Source organism: Nocardia miyunensis NBRC 108239 (assembly GCF_001613065.1).
Classification (GTDB): Bacteria; Actinomycetota; Actinomycetes; order Mycobacteriales; family Mycobacteriaceae; genus Nocardia; species Nocardia miyunensis.
Genome location: NZ_BDBQ01000015.1, coordinates 1 through 17682 on the forward strand (window position 1 = coordinate 1; position 17682 = coordinate 17682).

A 17682-nucleotide genomic window follows, 5' to 3' on the forward strand; every position below is an offset into this window, starting at 1 on the left:
GAAGTTACATGCCGAAGGTGCCCGGTCCGCCGCGGCGGCGCAGGTACTTCTCGAACTCGGCGGCTATGGCGTCGCCGTCGATCTTGGCCATGGCCTCGTTGAGATCGACCGCCGCGTCACCGCGTTCCTCCAGCGAACGTACGTACTCGCTGACCTCGTCGTCGCCCTCGGTCATCTCGTCCACCGCGGACTCCCAGTCCTCGGACTGGGCGGGCAACTCGCCCAGCGGGACCTCGATGTCGAGCACCTCCTCGACCCGATGCAGCAGGGCGATCGTGGCCTTGGGATTGGGCGGCTGCGAGACGTAGTGCGGTACGGCCGCCCAGAACGACACGGCCGGGACACCCGCGCGAACGCAGGCGTCCTGCAGGACGCCGGTGATACCGGTCGGCCCCTCGTAACGGGTCTGCTCCAGGTTGAACTGCTCGGCCGCCTCCTTGTCGTGGGCGGTTCCGGTGACCGGCACGGGGCGGGTGTGCGGGGTGTCGGCGAGCAGCGCGCCCAGAATGACCACGGTGGTCACCCGCAACTGCTCCACGAGTTCGAGGATGTCGTCGCAGAAACTGCGCCATCGCATATTCGGTTCGATGCCGTGTAACAGCACCACGTCGCGGTCGCTGCCCGGTGGCGAGCACACCGACAGCGTCGTGGCGGGCCACTGGATCTCGCGGGTCACGCCGTCGACCTGGCGGACCGTCGGCCGATTCACCTGGTAGTCGTAGTAGTCCTCGGAGTCGAGCTCGGCGAGAGGTTCGGCGTCCCAGATCAGTTCCAGATGCTCGATGGCGCCGCTGGCGGCGTCGGCGGCGTCGTTCCAGCCCTCGAAGGCGGCCACGAGCACCGGATCGCGCAGCGTAGGCAGGTCCGGATCAGGTGATGCACTGGCGTTCACCCGGTCAGCCTACGGTGTACAGGCCCTGCTGTTCATGGCAAATTGCCGACAGCGTGTCCTGTTGGGCGGGGTGGCTTGCGAATTCCGGGCATACGGTGTGGCGGGCCGACCGGGCATCGGATCGAGTGTGGCGCGGACCACTTCCGGTGCCGGGGACCCGGCGCTGTCGTCGGACTTGTCCGTGCTTCCCATTACCCTCTAGTACATGTCTGTGTCCCCTCGCGCCGAGTTCGATACCACCCTGCTCGACACGCTCGCCCGGCGTGTCGTGATCGGAGATGGTGCGATGGGCACCATGCTGCAGGCCGCGGATCTGTCGCTGGACGACTTCCGCGGCCTCGAGGGCTGCAACGAGATCCTCAACGAGACCCGTCCGGACGTGCTGCGGCACATCCACCGCGCCTATTTCGAGGCGGGTGCGGATGCGGTGGAGACCAACACCTTCGGCTGCAACCTGCCCAATCTGGCCGATTACGACATCTCGGACCGCATCCGGGACCTGTCCGAGCGCGGCACCCGCCTGGCCCGCGAGGTCGCCGACGAGATGGGCCCGACCGCAGCGGGTTCCGCGCGGTACGTGCTGGGTTCCATGGGGCCCGGCACCAAACTGCCGACGCTGGGCCACGCGCCGTTCGCCGCCCTGCGCGATGCGTACACCGAGGCCGCGCTGGGCATGCTCGACGGCGGCGCCGACGCGATCCTGATCGAGACCTGCCAGGACCTGTTGCAGGTCAAGGCCGCGGTGACCGGCTCGCGCCGGGCGATGGCCCAGGCGGGCCGCCGGATCCCGATCATCACCCACGTCACCGTGGAGACCACCGGAACGATGCTGGTGGGCAGTGAGATCGGCGCGGCGCTGACCGCGATCGAGCCGCTCGGGGTCGACATGATCGGCCTGAACTGCGCCACCGGCCCGACCGAGATGAGCGAACATCTGCGGCACCTGTCCAAGCACGCGCAGCTGCCGGTGTCGGTGATGCCGAACGCGGGTCTGCCGGTGCTGGGTCCCAATGGCGCCGAATACCCGTTGACGCCAGAGGAATTGGCGGCCGCGCTGAGCGGTTTCGTGAGCGAGTTCGGCCTGGCGATGGTCGGCGGCTGCTGCGGCACCACACCCGAGCACATCCGTCAGGTCGCCGAGGCGGTGCAGGGCGCCACCCGGGGCAGCCGCGAGCCGGTGCACGAGCCGAGCGTGTCGAGCATGTACACCGCGGTGCCGTTCGAGCAGGACGCGTCGGTGCTGATGATCGGCGAGCGGACGAATGCCAACGGCTCCAAGGCATTCCGCGAGGCGATGCTGGCCGAGGACTGGCAGAGGTGCCTGGACATCGCCAAGGACCAGACCCGCGACGGCGCGCACATGCTGGACCTGTGCGTCGACTACGTCGGCCGCGACGGCACCAAGGATATGGTGGCCCTGGCGAGCCGCCTGGCCACCGCCTCGACCCTGCCGATCATGCTCGACTCCACCGAAACCCCGGTGCTGCGAGCGGGTTTGGAACATCTGGGCGGCCGCTGCGCGGTCAACTCGGTGAACTACGAGGACGGCGCGGGCCCGGACTCGCGCTTCCAGAAGACCATGGCGCTGGTCGCCGAGCACGGCGCAGCGGTGGTCGCGCTGACCATCGACGAGCAGGGGCAGGCGCGCACCGCGCAGCACAAGGTCGAGATCGCCGAGCGCCTGATCGCCGACATCACCGGCAACTGGGGCCTGGCCGAGAGCGACATCATCATCGACACGCTGACCTTCACCCTGGGCACCGGCCAGGAGGAATCCCGGCGCGACGGTCTGGAGACCATCGAGGCCATCCGCGAGCTCAAGCGCAAGCATCCGGATGTGCAGACCACCCTGGGCCTGTCGAACATCTCCTTCGGCCTGAATCCGGCCGCGCGCCAGGTGCTCAATTCGGTCTTCATGCACGAATGCGTCGAAGCCGGACTGGATTCGGCGATCGTGCACGCCTCCAAGATCCTGCCGATCAGCCGAATTCCCGAAGAGCAGCGCGAGACCGCGCTGGATCTGGTCTACGACCGGCGCAGCGATGGCTACGACCCGCTGCAGAAGCTGATGACGATGTTCGAGGGCGTCTCGACGGCCTCCTCGCGGGCTTCGCGCGCGGAGGAACTGGCCGCGCTGCCGCTGTTCGACCGGCTCGAGCGGCGCATCGTCGACGGTGAGCGCAACGATATCGAGGCCGATCTGGACGCGGCCATGACCGAGGTGCCGCCGCTGCGGATCATCAACGAGACGCTGCTGTCCGGGATGAAGACCGTCGGCGAGCTGTTCGGCTCGGGTCAGATGCAGCTGCCGTTCGTGTTGCAGTCCGCGGAGGTGATGAAGGCCGCGGTCGCGTACCTGGAACCGCACATGGAGGCCACCGACGATTCGGGCAAGGGCCGGATCGTGCTGGCCACGGTCAAGGGCGACGTGCACGACATCGGCAAGAATCTGGTCGACATCATCCTGTCCAACAACGGCTACGAGGTCGTCAACCTGGGCATCAAACAACCCATCGCGACGATCCTGGACGCCGCGATGGACAAGAAGGCCGATGTGATCGGCATGTCCGGCCTGCTGGTCAAGTCGACCGTGGTGATGAAGGAGAACCTCGAGGAACTCAACACCCGCGGCATGGCCGATCAGTTCCCGGTGTTGCTGGGCGGCGCCGCGCTGACCCGCTCGTACGTCGAGAACGACCTGACCGAGGTCTACCAGGGCGATGTGCACTACGCGCGCGACGCGTTCGAGGGCCTGCGCCTGATGGACGAGATCATGACGATCAAACGCGGCGGCGGCATCGATGCCGACAGCCCGGAGGCGATCGCCGCGCGGGAGAAGGCCGCCGAGCGCAAGGCCCGGCACGAACGTTCCAAACGCATTGCGGCCGAACGCAAGGCGGCCGAGGTGCCCGTGCAGGTGCCCGCGCGGTCCGACGTGGCCGCCGATCTGCCCGTCCCGGTGCCGCCGTTCTGGGGCAGCCGGGTGGTGAAGGGGCTTTCACTGCAGGAGTATTCGGGTCTGCTCGACGAGCGCGCGCTGTTCCTGGGCCAGTGGGGTCTGCGCGGCCAGCGCGGCGGCGACGGTCCCAGCTATGAGGAACTGGTCGAAACCGAGGGCCGCCCGCGGCTGCGGTACTGGCTCGACCGGCTCACCGCCGACGGCGTGCTCGCCCATGCCGCGGTCGTCTACGGGTATTTCCCCGCGGTTTCCGAGGGCGATGAGGTGATCGTGCTCGCCGAGCCCGATCCCGGTGCGCCGGAACGCTATCGGTTCGTTTTCCCGCGCCAGCAACGCGACCGTTTCCTGTGTATTGCCGATTTCATCCGTTCGCGCGAACTCGCGGCACGAACCGGACAGGTCGACGTGCTGCCGTTCCAGCTCGTCACGATGGGGCAGCCGATCGCCGATTTCGCCAACGAGTTGTTCGCACAGAACAATTACCGCGATTACCTCGAGGTGCACGGTATCGGCGTGCAGCTGACCGAGGCGCTGGCCGAATACTGGCACCGCCGGATTCGCGAGGAACTCGTGCTCGACGGGCATGCCGTGGCCGACGACGACCCTGCCGACGTGCAGGAGTACTTCAAGCTCGGATATCGCGGCGCGCGTTACTCATTCGGCTACGGCGCGTGCCCCGAACTCGAGGACCGCGCGAAACTGGTGTCGATTCTCGAATCCGAGCGGATCGGTGTCACACTGTCCGACGAGTTGCAACTGCATCCGGAGCAGTCGACGGATGCGTTCGTCCTACTGCATCCGGAAGCGAAATATTTTAACGCGTAAGATATTTGAGTTTCCGGGCTTCACGCAGAGTGGCAGGGTGGCTCGGCGTGCAAGCGTAGGAGGGGCACGAGAACATGACATCAGACCGGCTGATTGCGGGACGTTACCGGCTGGGCGATCCCATCGGCTCGGGGGCAATGGGGGTCGTCTGGCGGGCCAGTGACGTCCGGCTACGGCGAACCGTCGCGGTGAAGCAGCTTCTGCTCGCACCCGGCCTGACGCGGTCGCAGGCGCTGGAGGCGAAGATGCGCGCGATGCGCGAAGGACGCATCGCGGCGCGGCTGCATCATCAGAACGCGGTCACGGTATTCGATGTCGCGGAGGAGGACGGCCAGCCGTGGCTGGTCATGGAATTCGTCGACGCGCCGAGTCTGGCCACGCTGATGCGGGACAAGGGCCATCTCGACCCCGAGGAGGTGGCCCGGATCGGGGCGTGCGTCGCCGCCGCGCTGGCCGCCGCGCACGACGCCGGAATCGTGCATCGCGATGTGAAACCGGCCAACATTCTGGTCGCGGACAACGGTGCGGTGAAGATCACCGATTTCGGCATTTCCCGTGCGGTCGGCGATGTCACGGTGACCTCCACCGGATTTCTCGCGGGCACACCCGCGTATCTGGCTCCCGAGGTCGCGCGCGGCGAGAACCCGGAATCCCCGTCGGATGTGTTCGCCCTGGGCTCGACGCTGTACGCGGCGGTGGAGGGGCAGCCGCCGTTCGGTGAGGGCGACAATCCGCTGGCCGTGCTGCACTCGGTGGTGCGGGCGGAGGTGCCCGCCCCGCAGCGCGCGGGCACGCTCGGTCCGGTTCTGATGCGACTGCTGGCCGCGGAGCCCGGCGACCGGCCGACCATGGTCGAGGCGCAGAAGGAACTCGAGGCCGTCGCAGAGGGACGCGCACCCGTGGCGCCGCCGCCCTCGGCCACCAAGATCCTGCCGAAATCCGGTGCGGTCGATGCCGAGGCCGCCACGACGGTGCTGGCCGGAGGCGCGGCGGTGGGCAATGCCGCCGACCCGACCCTGCACATCGGTGCGGAAGGCCCGGGCGGGACGACGCCGGGCGCGGCACCGGTGGCCGAGTCGAAGGCGACCGCGCCGCTGACGGCCAACCGCCGGGTGCTCGTCCTGGCCGCGGCCGGTGTCGTCGTGGTGCTGGCGATCGTCGGACTGGTCGTGATGCTGCGGGGCGGCGGTCACGACAGCAACACGGTCGCCGGTGCGTCGTCGCCCAAGTCCGCTTCCGCCGCGGCGGTCCCACCCGCCGCGGGTGCGCAGAGCACCAGCAGCGACGAGCCGACCACCACGGCGAGCGCGACGCCGTCGAGTACGACCACCACGACGTCCGCGACCACCACTTCGGCAGCGCCCGCCGACCCGGCCGGGTTCATGACCAGCTACTACGGCATGCTGCCGGGCAATGCGGCGGCCGCGTGGGCGCTACTCTCGTCCGGATATCAGTCCTCGTCCGGCGGATACGACAACTACCTGCAGTTCTGGGGTGAATTCAGTTCGGTGACCGTCACCGACGTCTCACAGAGTGGCGATACGGCCACCGGGACGATCACCTACCACTACAAGAACGGGCAGGTCACCTCGGAGCGGCGGTGGTGCCGCGTCGCGACGGTCAACGGTCAGACGCTGATCACCGACTCCCAGGTGGGCTGAGCGCAGATCCGGCCGGGCCACTGCCGGGCAGGATCGCGCCGCCGGTATCCGGCCGATACCCTGTGGGCGGCGTGATGATCGAGGAAGGGAGTCGCCGGGTGTCCGTACCCGCCGCGAAGGCCGTGCTGTGGGATATGGACGGCACTCTGCTCGATTCGGAGAAGCTCTGGGATATCGCGGTGCGCGAGTTGTCGGTGGAACTCGGCGGTGAGATGACCGACGAGACCAGGCACGCGCTGATCGGCTCCGCCGCGTCGAACGCGCTGCGGATCATCTTCGCCGGTCTGGGACTCGAGCCCGATCCGGTGCGGATGGCCGAGGCGGGGGAGTGGCTCCAGCGACGTGTGACCGAGTTGATGGCCGGTCCGATTCCCTGGCGCCCCGGCGCACAGGAGGCGTTGCGGATGGTCCGTGCGGCGGGATTGCGGACCGCGCTGGTCACCAATACGCAGCGGGAGGTCGCCGAGGTGTGCCTGAACACGCTCGGCCGCGAGAACTTCGACGTCTCGGTCTGCGGTGACGAGGTGGCGCACGGCAAACCCGCGCCCGACCCCTACCGGCGGGCCACCGAACTGCTCGGCGTCGTGCCCGAACACTGTGTGGCGGTGGAGGATTCGCCGACCGGTTCGGCGTCCGCGGCGGCCGCGGGCTGCGCGGTGCTGGTGATCCCGTGCGAGATTCCGGTCCCGCCCGCGGACGGTTACACCTTCCGCGATTCCCTGATCGGGTTGACGATCGCCGATCTGGACGCGCTCGTCTGAGCTGCCGCTGGAAGTCCTGGCGTTCCGGAAGCGGACGGGACCGCGCGCTCGATCGATGGTGAACTGTCCAGTCCATCAAGAGATCTCGGGCACGACAAGCTTCGTCTCCGGCGAATTCGGGCCGTCTCCGCTCCGGCCGCTCCGGTGGGTCGTCGCGTATCGGTTGCCTGGCTGACCGCCGCAACAATACATACGGGGCGGTCGGTCCGATCGCTTGTGATCATGAATGGCGCTGTTGCGCACGGCTACTCGCCAGTTTGTGATTTATGCCAACGATCTGTCCGAATTGCCGTGGGCGCTGCGTCTCCGGGTCACAATGGTCGCCATGACGGCGACAGGGGGCGCAGGTGCATGAATCGGAAGACGGTTCGGGACAGGACGACTCGGGCACCCTGGAAGCGGTCATCGATACCGCTCGGTATCCGTTGCGGGAGCGGCGATCCGCGGCATGGGACGAGGTGGTCGGCGCGGCGCGGGCCGAACTCGGCAGGGACGGCTGCTGTGTGCTCCGGGGATTCATCCGCCCGGAGCTGCTCGAGGCGCTGCGGACCGAGGGCGTCGCACTCGCCCCGAAGGCCTACTATCGCGTCGAGCGAGTGAACGCGTACAACATCCCGCTGGATGCGGATCTGCCGCCGGATCATCCGGGCCGGATCGTGCTCGAGCGCGGAAACGCCTTCGTCGCACGCGATCTCATTCCGCCCGAGGCGCTCATCCAGATCCTGTACGGCAGTCCGCTGTTCCGGCGATTCCTCGCCGACTGCTTCGAACTGCCCGCATTGCACGAGTTCGCCGACCCGCTCGCCGGGCTGTGCCTGAACGTGGTGTCGCCGAGAATGTCGCATCCGTGGCATTTCGACACGAACGAATTCACCGTGTCGATGCTGACCCAGTCGCCGGAGGACGGCGGAATCTTCGAGTACTGCCCGGGGATCCGGTCCCCGCGGGCGGAGAATCTGGACGATGTGCGCGCGGTGCTGACCGGCGCGGGGGACGAACTCGTACGACGGCTCGAGCTGCGACCAGGGGATCTGCAGCTGTTCCAGGGCCGGTTCTCGCTGCACCGGGTGTCGCCGGTCGCGGGAAATCGACAGCGGCACACCGCGATTTTCGCCTACAACGAGCGTCCCGGGGTGATCGGCACAGCCGAGCGCACCAGGCAGCTGTTCGGGCGGGTCCTGCCGGACCATCTGGCCGCGGCGGGCCGATCCGTGCGCGGCGACCGATTACTCGACTGAGAGGGATGCCCGTGCCGGTTTCCTTGCACAGCACTGGAAAAGCCTCGTTCGACGATATCTACGACCGTACCGATCCTCGTGACTATTACCTCCGGATGTCCGAATTGGGCTATCGGATACCGGAATTGGCCAAACCGCACTTCGAGAGATTCATCGCGGACTACCGCGCCACCGCCGGGACCGCGCCGACGGTCCTGGACATCGGATGCTCTTACGGGGTGAACGCCGCGCTGCTGCGCTTCGACACCAGCGTCGCGCACTTGGCCGAGCACTACCGGGGTGGCGATACCGCGGCCCGGATCAAGCGCGACCGCGCTCGCCTCGCCGCTCGCGACCGGCATCCGCAGGTACGCTTCGTGGGTATGGACGCCTCCGCGCCCGCGCTGGCGTACGCCACCGCGGCCGGGCTGCTGCACGACGCGGTCCACGCCGACCTGGAATCGGGTCCGCCGACCGCGGCGCAGCGCGCGGTGCTCGCGTCCACGGACATGGTGATCTCCACCGGATGCATCGGCTACGTCACCGACCGCACGCTGCTGCAGGTGGTGCACGCGCACGGCGAGCGCCTGCCCTGGATGGCGCATTTCGTGCTGCGGATGTACGACTACGAGCCGATCGCCCGGCGGCTGTCCCGCCTGGGCTACCACACGCGGAAGATGCCCGGCACCTTCCACCAGCGCCGGTTCGCCTCCGACGCCGAGCGTGATCAGGTGCTGAACACCTTGTCCGCCAAGGGAATCGATCCGACGGGGGTGGAGGAGGACGGCTGGATGCACGCCGAGTTGTACTATTCGACACCCGAACCGTACGAACCGGATTCGTCCTTGCCCGGACGTTCCGAGTCCGTTTGATCGGCCCGCGTCCGGTCGCTCGGCGACCGGACGCGATGATCGATGCGCACATGTCTCACCAACCGGCCCCGTACCCATCGACCCCGAGGACCGCCAGTGACCGATCGCACCTTCGCCTTCGACGACCAGCTGCCGCGCGTGCCGCTGCCGACACTCGAAGACAGTTGCGCCCGCTTCCTGCAGTGGTGCGCACCGCTGCTCACCGATGAGGAATCCGAGCAGACCCGCCGTGCGGTGGAAGATCTGCTGCGCGAGGACGGCCCGGCCCGTGCCCTGCACGCGGATCTGGTGCGGTTCGACGCGGAGCCCGGTGTGGGCAGCTGGCTGGACGAGTTCTGGCCGTCGCGGTATCTGGGGCGGCGCGATCGAATCGCGTTGAACGCCAACTTCTTCTTCCTCTTCCGCGACGACACCCCGCTGGCCCGCTCGGCCGCGTCGGTGTCCGCGGCGACGTCGGACGACGCCGCCGGTGCGCGGCAGGTGGACCAGGCCGCGGCGATCATCACCGCGGCGGTGGACTACAAGCTGCTGCTCGGTCAGGAACTGATTCCGCCGATCGTGCAACGCGGACAGCATCTTTCGATGGCACAGAACAAATCGCTGTTCTCCGAGACCAGGATTCCCGGTGATCCGCAGGACACCGTGCGCGTGCCGTACAGCGCGCAGTGGCCCGGTCCGTCGCAGGCCCGGCACATCGTGGTGTTGTTCCGCGGCAACATCTTCCGGATGGAAGTGCTCGACGCTTCCGGAACGCCGTACGCGCCAGAGGATCTCGCCGGTGGGTTGCGCGCGGTGATGAAGTCCGGCGCCGGCCGGGCCGCGGACGGCACGGCGGTCGGACATCTCACCACCCTGTCTCGGGTCGAGTGGGCGGGCGTGTATCCGACGCTGCGCTCCGAGCCGGTGAATGCCGCGGCGCTGGATGTGATCGAGACCGCGCTGTTCTGCGTCTGCCTGGAGGATTTCGCACCGCACGACACCCAGCACGCCTGTGATCAGCTGCTGCACGGCGACAGCGGAAACCGGTGGTTCGACAAGGCGGTGTCCTTCATCGTCTTCGCCGACGGCGCCGCCGGAATCAATGTCGAGCACTGCGGGCTGGACGGCACCACGATCCTGTCCTTCGTGGACGCGCTGCTGGAGAAGACCGTCACCGAACACGCCGAGCGTTCCGGGGCGCGGGCGCAGGGTGTCGCGCCGATCGAGGCGATCGAATTCCAGCTGGACGAGGCGCTGCGCGGTGAAATTTGCCGTGCCGCAGCGTCGTTCGCGGCCTTTGCCGCCGACAACGCCACCCTCACGGTCTCCTTCCCCGAGTTCGGCACCGAGCGGGCCAAGTCGCTGGGCATTTCGCCGGATGCGTTCGCGCAGTTGAGTTATCAGCTCGCGCACCGGCGCAGCAAGGGCATCACCGGTGCCACCTACGAATCGATCGCCACTCGCCAGTACCGCAACGGGCGGACCGAGGCGATGCGCGTGGTGACACCGGAGATTCTGGAATTCGTTGCGGCCATGGATGATCCGGCCCTGTCCGCGCAGCAGCGACAGGAGATCGCGCGCACCGCGGCGCAGGCGCACGTGGCCCGGGCCAAGGATTGTCAGAGCGGCAAGGCTCCCGAACAGCATCTGTGGGAGTTGCAGCTGATCCAGCGGCGTCGCGGCGCCGAACTGGGCGTCACCGAGCCGATGCCGTTCTACGACAGCCCCGGCTGGCTGATCACCCGTGACGACTATCTGAGCACCAGCTCCGCGCCGTCGGCGAATATCGAATACTTCGGTTTCGGCTGCACCAGCGCCAAATGCATCGGCGTCGCGTACGTTCTGCTGCCGGATCGCTGGAACCTGTACCTGGCCACACCGACCTCGGTGGCGAACGAGATGCACGCGTTCGCGGAGCAGCTGCGGATCGCCGTGGCCGAACTGCAGGTGCTGCTCGCCGGATAGCGGTTCCTCTCGCGGATTCCGGCGCTGCTCGCCGGAATCCGCGAGAGTCGGACACCCGGAGCCGCGATGCGGGGGGCGCTGCCGCACCGAGCATCCCGGCCTGGATCGTGAACAGGTCCTATGGGAGGCGGGCGCCCGGCGGACACAAGCGGTGGTATCCGCATGCGGGTGCGGGTGTCGGGAGCTGTCTCGGGCGCGCGAAAATCGGGTGAATCCGGCCTGCCGGGGCTGTTAGCGTCGGCCTCATGACCGGCGCATCCCTGCCCGTGTTCACCTGGCGGCGACTGACCGCCGCGGACTTCCCGCTGTTGTGCGGGTGGCTCGCACAACCTCATGTGCATCGCTGGTGGAACCACGAATTCACCCCGGAGGCGGTCGAGCGCGACTTCGGCCCCTGTATGCGCGGCGAGGAACCGGGGGAGGACCTGCTGATCTTCGCCGACGCCGAACCGATCGGCCTGATTCAGCGGTGTCGGCTGACCGACTTTCCGGAGTACCTCGAGGATCTGGTGAAGTTGATCACGGTGCCGACCGAGGCGGCCTCGCTCGACTACTTCATCGGCGATCCGGAACGGGTAGGACGCGGTCTCGGCTCGGCGATGATTCGCGCGATGATCGCCGCAACCTGGCTGGAATACCCGCTCGCGGACCGCATCATCGTTCCGGTCGCCGCGGCGAACCGTCCGTCGTGGCGCGCGCTGGAGAAGGCCGGGATGCGTCGGATCGCGCAGGGCCCGATGACCCCGGACAGTCCCGCCGACGACGGCCACCACTACGTCTACGCGATCGACCGTCCCTGATTGCGGGATCTGTGCTCGGATCTGAAAGAATGGCGACCCGTGAAGACTTTCGAAACCCTGTTCGCCGAGCTCCAGGATCGTGCGGTCAACCGCCCCGAGGGGTCCGGAACCGTGGCGGCATTGGACGCCGGTGTGCATTCGCAGGGCAAGAAGGTACTGGAGGAGGCCGGTGAGGTCTGGCTGGCCGCCGAACACGAGAGCGACGACGCGCTGTCCGAGGAGATCTCGCAACTGCTGTATTGGGTGCAGGTGCTGATGGTCGGCCGCGGACTGCGCCTCGAGGACGTGTACCGACATCTGTGACGGATAACTCGCGCGATGCCCGCGCGGTCGCGCACAACCCCTCCGTCACGAGTCCGGAAAGGACATCCCCATGCTCCGCGTCGCAGTCCCCAACAAGGGCGCTCTCTCCGAGGCCGCCGTCGCCATCCTCACCGAAGCCGGATATCGCAAGCGCACCGATTCGCGCGATCTGTCCGTGCTCGACAACGCCAACCAGGTCGAATTCTTCTTCCTGCGCCCCAAGGACATCGCTATCTACGTCGGCTCGGGCGAACTCGACCTGGGCATCACCGGCCGCGACCTCGCGCTGGATTCCAGCGCGCCGGTCCAGGAGCGGCTGAGCCTGGGCTTCGGCGGCTCACGATTCCGCTACGCCGCGCCCGCCGGGCGGGAATGGAAGGTCGAGGACCTCTACGACAAGCGCATCGCCACCTCCTACCCGAATCTGGTGCTGGCGGATCTGCAGCGCCGTGGCATCGAGGCCGAAGTGATCCGTCTCGACGGCGCGGTGGAAATCTCCATCCAGCTCGGTGTCGCCGATGCCATCGCCGATGTGGTCGGCTCGGGGCGCACATTGCGTCAGCACAATCTGGTGGCGTTCGGCGAGTCGCTGTGCGATTCGGAGGCGGTGCTGATCGAGGCCGCCGGATCCGATCGCCGCGACAAGGGCCGCAACCAACTCGTCGCCCGCATCCAGGGTGTGGTGTTCGCACAGCAGTACCTCATGCTCGACTACGACTGCCCCAAGGAACTGCTCGACACCGTCGTGAAGATCACGCCGGGCCTGGAATCGCCGACCGTCTCCCCGCTCGCCGACCCGAGCTGGGTCGCCGTGCGCGCGATGGTCCCCCGCAAACAGAGCAACGAGGTCATGGACCAACTCGCCGACTTCGGCGCGAAAGCCATCCTCGCCACTGACATCCGCTCCTGCAGGTTCTAGCCGGTCGCTAGCGCGGGTCCGGCACGGTTCGGGGCGGACCCGGGTAGGGCGGCGGGGTGCCGCCGAAGGCGGGGCACAGCGGCTGGTAGTCGCAGTACTGGCAGAGCCAGCTGTGGTTCGGCGGGAAATCGCCGGTGCGCAGGGCCGTGCTGATGGCCGTCCAGAGGGCCGAGAGGATGCGTTCGAAGCGCAGTAGTTCCTCCTCGTCGGGGCGGTAGGTGAGGATCTGGCCGTCGGACAGGTAGATCAGGCGCAGCCGGGTGGGTGCGACGCCGCGGGTGCGCAGCATGATCAGGGCGTAGAACTTGAGCTGGAACAGGGCGCCGTTCTCGTTGCCGGGCGCGGGGGAGCGGCCGGTCTTGTAGTCCACCACCGTCAGGCGGCCGCCGGGGGCGACGTCGATGCGGTCGACGAAACCGCGTAGCGGGGAGCCGTCGGGCAGGCTCACCTCGATCAGCGATTCGCAGGATTCCGGGTCGAAGGCGGTGGGATCCTCCAACCGGTAGTAGGACTGGACGAGTCGGTGCACCTCGGCCAGAAAATCGTCGAGACCGCCCTCCTCGACCACCTCGCCGAGTTCTGGGCGTTCGGCCAGCAAACGCTGCCACGCGGGCGTCACGAGGGCGGCGGCGCGATCGGGAATCCGTTCGCCGCTGGGTAGCCCGTACAGTGATTCCAGAACCGCGTGCACCACCGTGCCGCGCACCGCCGGCCGCGCCGGGGGCTCGGGTATCCGATCCACTGCGCGCAGGCGGTATTTCAACGGACATTGTTTGAAATCCATTGCCCGCGAAGGAGACAGCGCCGGAGCGTACGCGGGCGCTGGCTCCGGTGGCGGGGTGATCGTCGGCGGCGCTGACATACCTGGCAGGCTATCCGGGGGCACCGACAATTCACGCGTTGTGAGAAGTCGCAGAAGAACGGAGATCCATGACGGCCAGACGGACCGGTCCATTCACCGAGGGTGACCGGGTGCAGCTGACCGACGCCAAGGGCCGCCAGCACACGGTCGTGCTGGACCCGGGCAAGGAATTCCACACCCACAAGGGCCAGATCCGCCATGACGACCTGATCGGCGCCGACGAGGGCACCGTGGTCCAATCCGCCAACGGCACACCGTATCTCGCGCTGCGCCCGCTGCTGGTCGACTACGTGCTGTCGATGCCGCGCGGTGCGGCGGTGATCTATCCCAAGGACGCCGCGCAGATCGTGCACGAGGGTGATGTGTTCCCCGGCGCGCGCGTGCTGGAGGCGGGCGCGGGATCCGGCGCGCTGACGTGCTCGCTGCTGCGCGCGGTGGGCCCGGAGGGACAGGTCCTGTCGTACGAGATCCGCGACGATCACGCCGAACACGCGATCCGCAATGTCGAACGATTCTTCGGCGAACGTCCAGCTAACTGGTCGCTGACGCTCGGTGACGTCGCCGACTACGACGGCGAGCAGGTCGATCGTGCCGTGCTGGACATGCTCAAGCCCTGGGACGCGCTGCCCGCGGTGGCCAAGGCGCTGATTCCCGGCGGCGTGCTCATCGTCTACGTGGCGACCGTGACGCAGCTCTCGGAAACGGTCGAGGCGCTTCGGCAGCAACAATGCTGGACCGAACCGCGGGCCTGGGAGTCGCTGGTGCGGCCCTGGCATGTGGTGGGCCTGGCGGTCCGCCCGGAACATCGCATGCAGGGCCACACCGCGTTCCTGATCAGCGCGCGGCGTCTGGCCGACGGCGTGGTCGCGCCCAAGCCGCAGCGCCGCCCCTCGAAGGGTTGATCGGATTCGGCGGGCAGCTCAGCAGGGCGCCTTGCCCATGGCCAGGATCACACACGCGGTGCCGTCCGAGATCTGCCAGCCCGCAGCGGTGTGCTGCCAGGTCATCGGCACGCCGGGCATGGTTCCGTGCGGCGAGGAGATCGCGACCTGCGCATTGGCGGTGTCGCCCTTGGACTGCACGTTGGAGACGGTGAACCCGACCTTGCCGTAGTTGGCCAGGCCCTTGTTCATCTTCTCGATATTGCCCTGGCGCCGGTCGCCGCCGACGATCAGTTTGGTCTTGGCCGCGGCCGGAATGCCCGGATCGACGAACTGATTCAGGCTGCTCTGCAGCTCCTGGGGCGCGGGAGCGGGCGCGTCGGCGGCGGCGATCGCGCTGCCTCCGATTACCGCGGCTGCGGCGAATGCGCTGGTCGCGGCGGTGCGGAGGGTTCTGGTGGCGATACGGCCGCGGGTCTGGGCAAGCATATGAAGCGAATGCCTTTCAGTCTGTTTCCGAACAACGAAACTAAGGGTAGCCTAATTGCCGACGGAAGTGACCGCCGGGTACTGATTCCCACGTGTCGGAGCGATTCGGCCGAATGTGTCGGTGGTCGATGCTGTGATAGTCGTAACGCTTCGGGCCGTGCATGCGGTAGCCACGGAAACAGATACGGTCCGCGCGACGTTACTGCTACAACAGTACGACCGGTGAAAGGAGCACCGGTCCGTATCACTCGGCTCGGATCCGGCGAATCAACGCGTCGGAAGCGGTCGGTCAGGCTTGGCTAACTGCTTGACCAGCCGGAGAACGCAGCCCAGATGTGATCACGACGAAACCATGTCGGAAAGCGAGAACGGTTCGGGCCCGGTAGCGTTGATAGACCGGGACTGGGAGGAGCAGCATCATGAGCCCCATCGAGAATTCGGACTCGGCGGCCTGGAGAGAGCTCGAGGCGGTCCGCGCCGAGGCGGCTGCACTCCGGAGGCAACTCGCCGACTCGCCGGATCGCACAAGAGAATTGGAAGCGCGCGTCGATTCGCTGACAATTCGCAATACCAAGCTGATGGACACGCTCAAAGAGGCGCGCCAGCAGTTGGTGGCCTTGCGTGAGGAAGTCGATCGGCTGGGTCAGCCACCGAGTGGCTACGGCATTCTGATCAGCGTCTACGAGGATCAGACGGTCGACGTGTACACCTCCGGGCGCAAGATGCGGCTGACGTGTTCACCCAATATCGACACCTCCGAGTTGCACTACGGGCAGAGCGTGCGGTTGAACGAGGCGCTGACCGTGGTGGAGGCCGGTCATTTCGACCAGATCGGTGAGCTCGGCACCCTGCGCGAGATTCTCGACGACGGTCGCCGGGCCCTGGTGGTCGGGCATGCCGACGAGGAGCGCGTGGTGTGGCTCTCGGGCCCGCTCACCGCCCTGGTTGACGTCGACGACGTGGAGGATCCGGACCGTCCGGTGCGCCGGCTGCGCGCGGGCGATTCGCTGCTGGTCGACACCAAGGCCGGTTTCGCCTTCGAGCGCATCCCCAAGGCCGAGGTCGAGGATCTCGTGCTCGAGGAGGTGCCCGACGTCGGCTACGAGGACATCGGTGGCCTGGGTCGCCAGATCGAGCAGATCCGCGACGCGGTGGAGCTGCCCTTCCTGCACAAGGATCTGTTCCGCGAGTACGCGCTGCGGCCGCCCAAGGGTGTGCTGCTGTACGGCCCGCCCGGATGCGGTAAGACGCTGATCGCCAAGGCGGTCGCGAACTCCCTGGCCAAGAAGATCGCCGAGGCCCGCGGTGAGGACGCCAAGGAAGCCAAGTCGTTCTTCCTCAACATCAAGGGCCCCGAACTGCTGAACAAGTTCGTCGGCGAGACCGAGCGGCACATCCGGATCATCTTCCAGCGGGCGCGGGAGAAGGCATCCGAGGGCACCCCGGTGATCGTGTTCTTCGACGAGATGGACTCGATCTTCCGCACCCGCGGTTCGGGTGTCTCCTCGGACGTGGAGACCACCGTCGTGCCGCAGCTGCTGTCGGAGATCGACGGCGTGGAGGGCCTGGAGAACGTCATCGTGATCGGTGCGTCCAACCGCGAGGACATGATCGACCCGGCCATCCTGCGGCCCGGACGTCTCGATGTGAAGATCAAGATCGAGCGGCCGGACGCCGAGGCGGCACAGGACATCTTCTCCAAGTACCTCACCGAGACGCTGCCGGTGCACGCCGACGACCTCGCCGAATTCGGCGGCGATCGGGTCAAGTGCGTGCAGACGATGATCGAACGGGTCGTCGATCGCATGTACGCCGAGAGCGAGGACAACCGGTTCCTGGAGGTCACCTACGCCAACGGTGACAAGGAGGTCCTGTACTTCAAGGACTTCAACTCCGGCGCCATGATCCAGAACATCGTGGACCGCTCGAAGAAGTACGCGATCAAGTCCGTGCTCGACACCGGCAGCCCGGGCCTGCGCATCCAGCACCTGTTCGATTCGATCGTGGACGAGTTCTCCGAGAACGAGGACCTGCCCAACACCACGAATCCCGATGACTGGGCTCGCATCTCGGGCAAGAAGGGCGAGCGGATCGTCTACATCCGCACGCTGGTCACCGGCAAGAACGCCTCCGCCAGCCGCGCCATCGACACCGAGTCGAATACGGGTCAGTACCTGTAGATTTCGCACACGCCGGGGGCCGCGATCCGAACGGATCGCGGCCCCCGGTCGTGTCACGGGTACCCAGGCGGCCAGCAGCGGTCCTCCATCGAGGAGGCGCGCCGCCGCCAGATCATC

At 67.3% G+C, this 17682-nt stretch carries 14 protein-coding genes; 11 read left to right on the plus strand and 3 right to left on the minus strand.

The window, feature by feature from the left end:
- Window positions 1–4 precede the first annotated feature (4 nt).
- Window positions 5–892, minus strand: coding sequence for a PAC2 family protein (locus NM2_RS08620; RefSeq protein WP_067666426.1), 888 nt, complete (start codon window positions 890–892; stop codon window positions 5–7).
- A 205-nt stretch (window positions 893–1097) separates the two neighbouring features.
- Here NM2_RS08620 and metH point away from each other — a divergent pair, with 205 nt between their 5' ends.
- The 9 genes from metH to hisG all read left to right on the plus strand — a co-directional run bounded on the left by metH (window position 1098) and on the right by hisG (window position 13153).
- Window positions 1098–4676 carry a methionine synthase gene (metH, locus tag NM2_RS08625; protein WP_067666427.1) on the plus strand — a complete coding sequence of 1193 codons (3579 nt, stop codon included), beginning with the start codon at window positions 1098–1100 and terminating at the stop codon, window positions 4674–4676.
- A 74-nt stretch (window positions 4677–4750) separates the two neighbouring features.
- The gene (locus NM2_RS08630) at window positions 4751–6337 is read left to right on the plus strand and encodes a serine/threonine-protein kinase (RefSeq protein ID WP_067666429.1); all 1587 of its coding nucleotides are present in this window, start codon (window positions 4751–4753) and stop codon (window positions 6335–6337) included.
- 98 nt (window positions 6338–6435) lie between these two features.
- A complete protein-coding gene (locus NM2_RS08635; RefSeq protein WP_281182419.1) occupies window positions 6436–7098 on the plus strand; it encodes an HAD family hydrolase in 663 nt (220 codons plus the stop codon).
- A gap of 347 nt (window positions 7099–7445) precedes the next feature.
- Window positions 7446–8336, plus strand: a complete 891-nt coding sequence (locus NM2_RS08640; RefSeq protein WP_067666431.1) for a HalD/BesD family halogenase — start codon at window positions 7446–7448, stop codon at window positions 8334–8336.
- 11 nt (window positions 8337–8347) lie between these two features.
- On the plus strand, window positions 8348–9187 hold the full coding sequence (locus NM2_RS08645) for a class I SAM-dependent methyltransferase (RefSeq protein WP_218025879.1): 840 nt from the start codon (window positions 8348–8350) through the stop codon (window positions 9185–9187).
- Between the two features lie 96 nt (window positions 9188–9283).
- The gene (locus tag NM2_RS08650; RefSeq protein ID WP_174575615.1) at window positions 9284–11131 is read left to right on the plus strand and encodes a choline/carnitine O-acyltransferase; all 1848 of its coding nucleotides are present in this window, start codon (window positions 9284–9286) and stop codon (window positions 11129–11131) included.
- A 245-nt stretch (window positions 11132–11376) separates the two neighbouring features.
- Window positions 11377–11931, plus strand: a complete 555-nt coding sequence (locus NM2_RS08655; protein ID WP_218025880.1) for a GNAT family N-acetyltransferase — start codon at window positions 11377–11379, stop codon at window positions 11929–11931.
- A gap of 39 nt (window positions 11932–11970) precedes the next feature.
- Entirely contained in the window at window positions 11971–12234 is a 264-nt protein-coding gene (locus tag NM2_RS08660) for a phosphoribosyl-ATP diphosphatase (protein ID WP_067666519.1), read from the plus strand.
- A gap of 70 nt (window positions 12235–12304) precedes the next feature.
- Window positions 12305–13153, plus strand: a complete 849-nt coding sequence (gene hisG, locus NM2_RS08665) for an ATP phosphoribosyltransferase (RefSeq protein WP_067666437.1) — start codon at window positions 12305–12307, stop codon at window positions 13151–13153.
- 7 nt (window positions 13154–13160) lie between these two features.
- On the opposite strand, the gene NM2_RS08670 is transcribed toward hisG, so the two are convergent.
- On the minus strand, window positions 13161–14015 hold the full coding sequence (locus NM2_RS08670) for a RecB family exonuclease (protein ID WP_084530622.1): 855 nt from the start codon (window positions 14013–14015) through the stop codon (window positions 13161–13163).
- A 68-nt stretch (window positions 14016–14083) separates the two neighbouring features.
- Here NM2_RS08670 and NM2_RS08675 point away from each other — a divergent pair, with 68 nt between their 5' ends.
- The gene (locus NM2_RS08675; protein WP_067666441.1) at window positions 14084–14917 is read left to right on the plus strand and encodes a tRNA (adenine-N1)-methyltransferase; all 834 of its coding nucleotides are present in this window, start codon (window positions 14084–14086) and stop codon (window positions 14915–14917) included.
- Between the two features lie 18 nt (window positions 14918–14935).
- Here the strand turns inward: NM2_RS08675 and NM2_RS08680 are convergent, their stop codons facing one another.
- Window positions 14936–15385, minus strand: a complete 450-nt coding sequence (locus NM2_RS08680; RefSeq protein WP_067666443.1) for an MTB12 C-terminal domain-containing protein — start codon at window positions 15383–15385, stop codon at window positions 14936–14938.
- Between the two features lie 419 nt (window positions 15386–15804).
- Between NM2_RS08680 and arc the strand changes: the two genes are divergently transcribed.
- Window positions 15805–17565 carry a proteasome ATPase gene (gene arc, locus NM2_RS08685; protein ID WP_067666445.1) on the plus strand — a complete coding sequence of 587 codons (1761 nt, stop codon included), beginning with the start codon at window positions 15805–15807 and terminating at the stop codon, window positions 17563–17565.
- The last annotated feature ends 117 nt before the right edge of the window (window positions 17566–17682 follow it).

Excerpts from the sequence above, each read along its gene's own strand:
- NM2_RS08630 (WP_067666429.1), top strand. The coding sequence starts at position 4,751 with ATGACATCAGACCGGCTGATTGCGGGACGTTACCGGCTGGGCGATCCC.
- arc (WP_067666445.1), top strand. The coding sequence starts at position 15,805 with ATGAGCCCCATCGAGAATTCGGACTCGGCGGCCTGGAGAGAGCTCGAG.
- NM2_RS08680 (WP_067666443.1), bottom strand. The coding sequence starts at position 15,385 with ATGCTTGCCCAGACCCGCGGCCGTATCGCCACCAGAACCCTCCGCACC.
- NM2_RS08655 (WP_218025880.1), top strand. The coding sequence starts at position 11,377 with ATGACCGGCGCATCCCTGCCCGTGTTCACCTGGCGGCGACTGACCGCC.
- NM2_RS08670 (WP_084530622.1), bottom strand. The coding sequence starts at position 14,015 with ATGTCAGCGCCGCCGACGATCACCCCGCCACCGGAGCCAGCGCCCGCG.
- hisG (WP_067666437.1), top strand. The coding sequence starts at position 12,305 with ATGCTCCGCGTCGCAGTCCCCAACAAGGGCGCTCTCTCCGAGGCCGCC.
- metH (WP_067666427.1), top strand. The coding sequence starts at position 1,098 with ATGTCTGTGTCCCCTCGCGCCGAGTTCGATACCACCCTGCTCGACACG.
- NM2_RS08675 (WP_067666441.1), top strand. The coding sequence starts at position 14,084 with ATGACGGCCAGACGGACCGGTCCATTCACCGAGGGTGACCGGGTGCAG.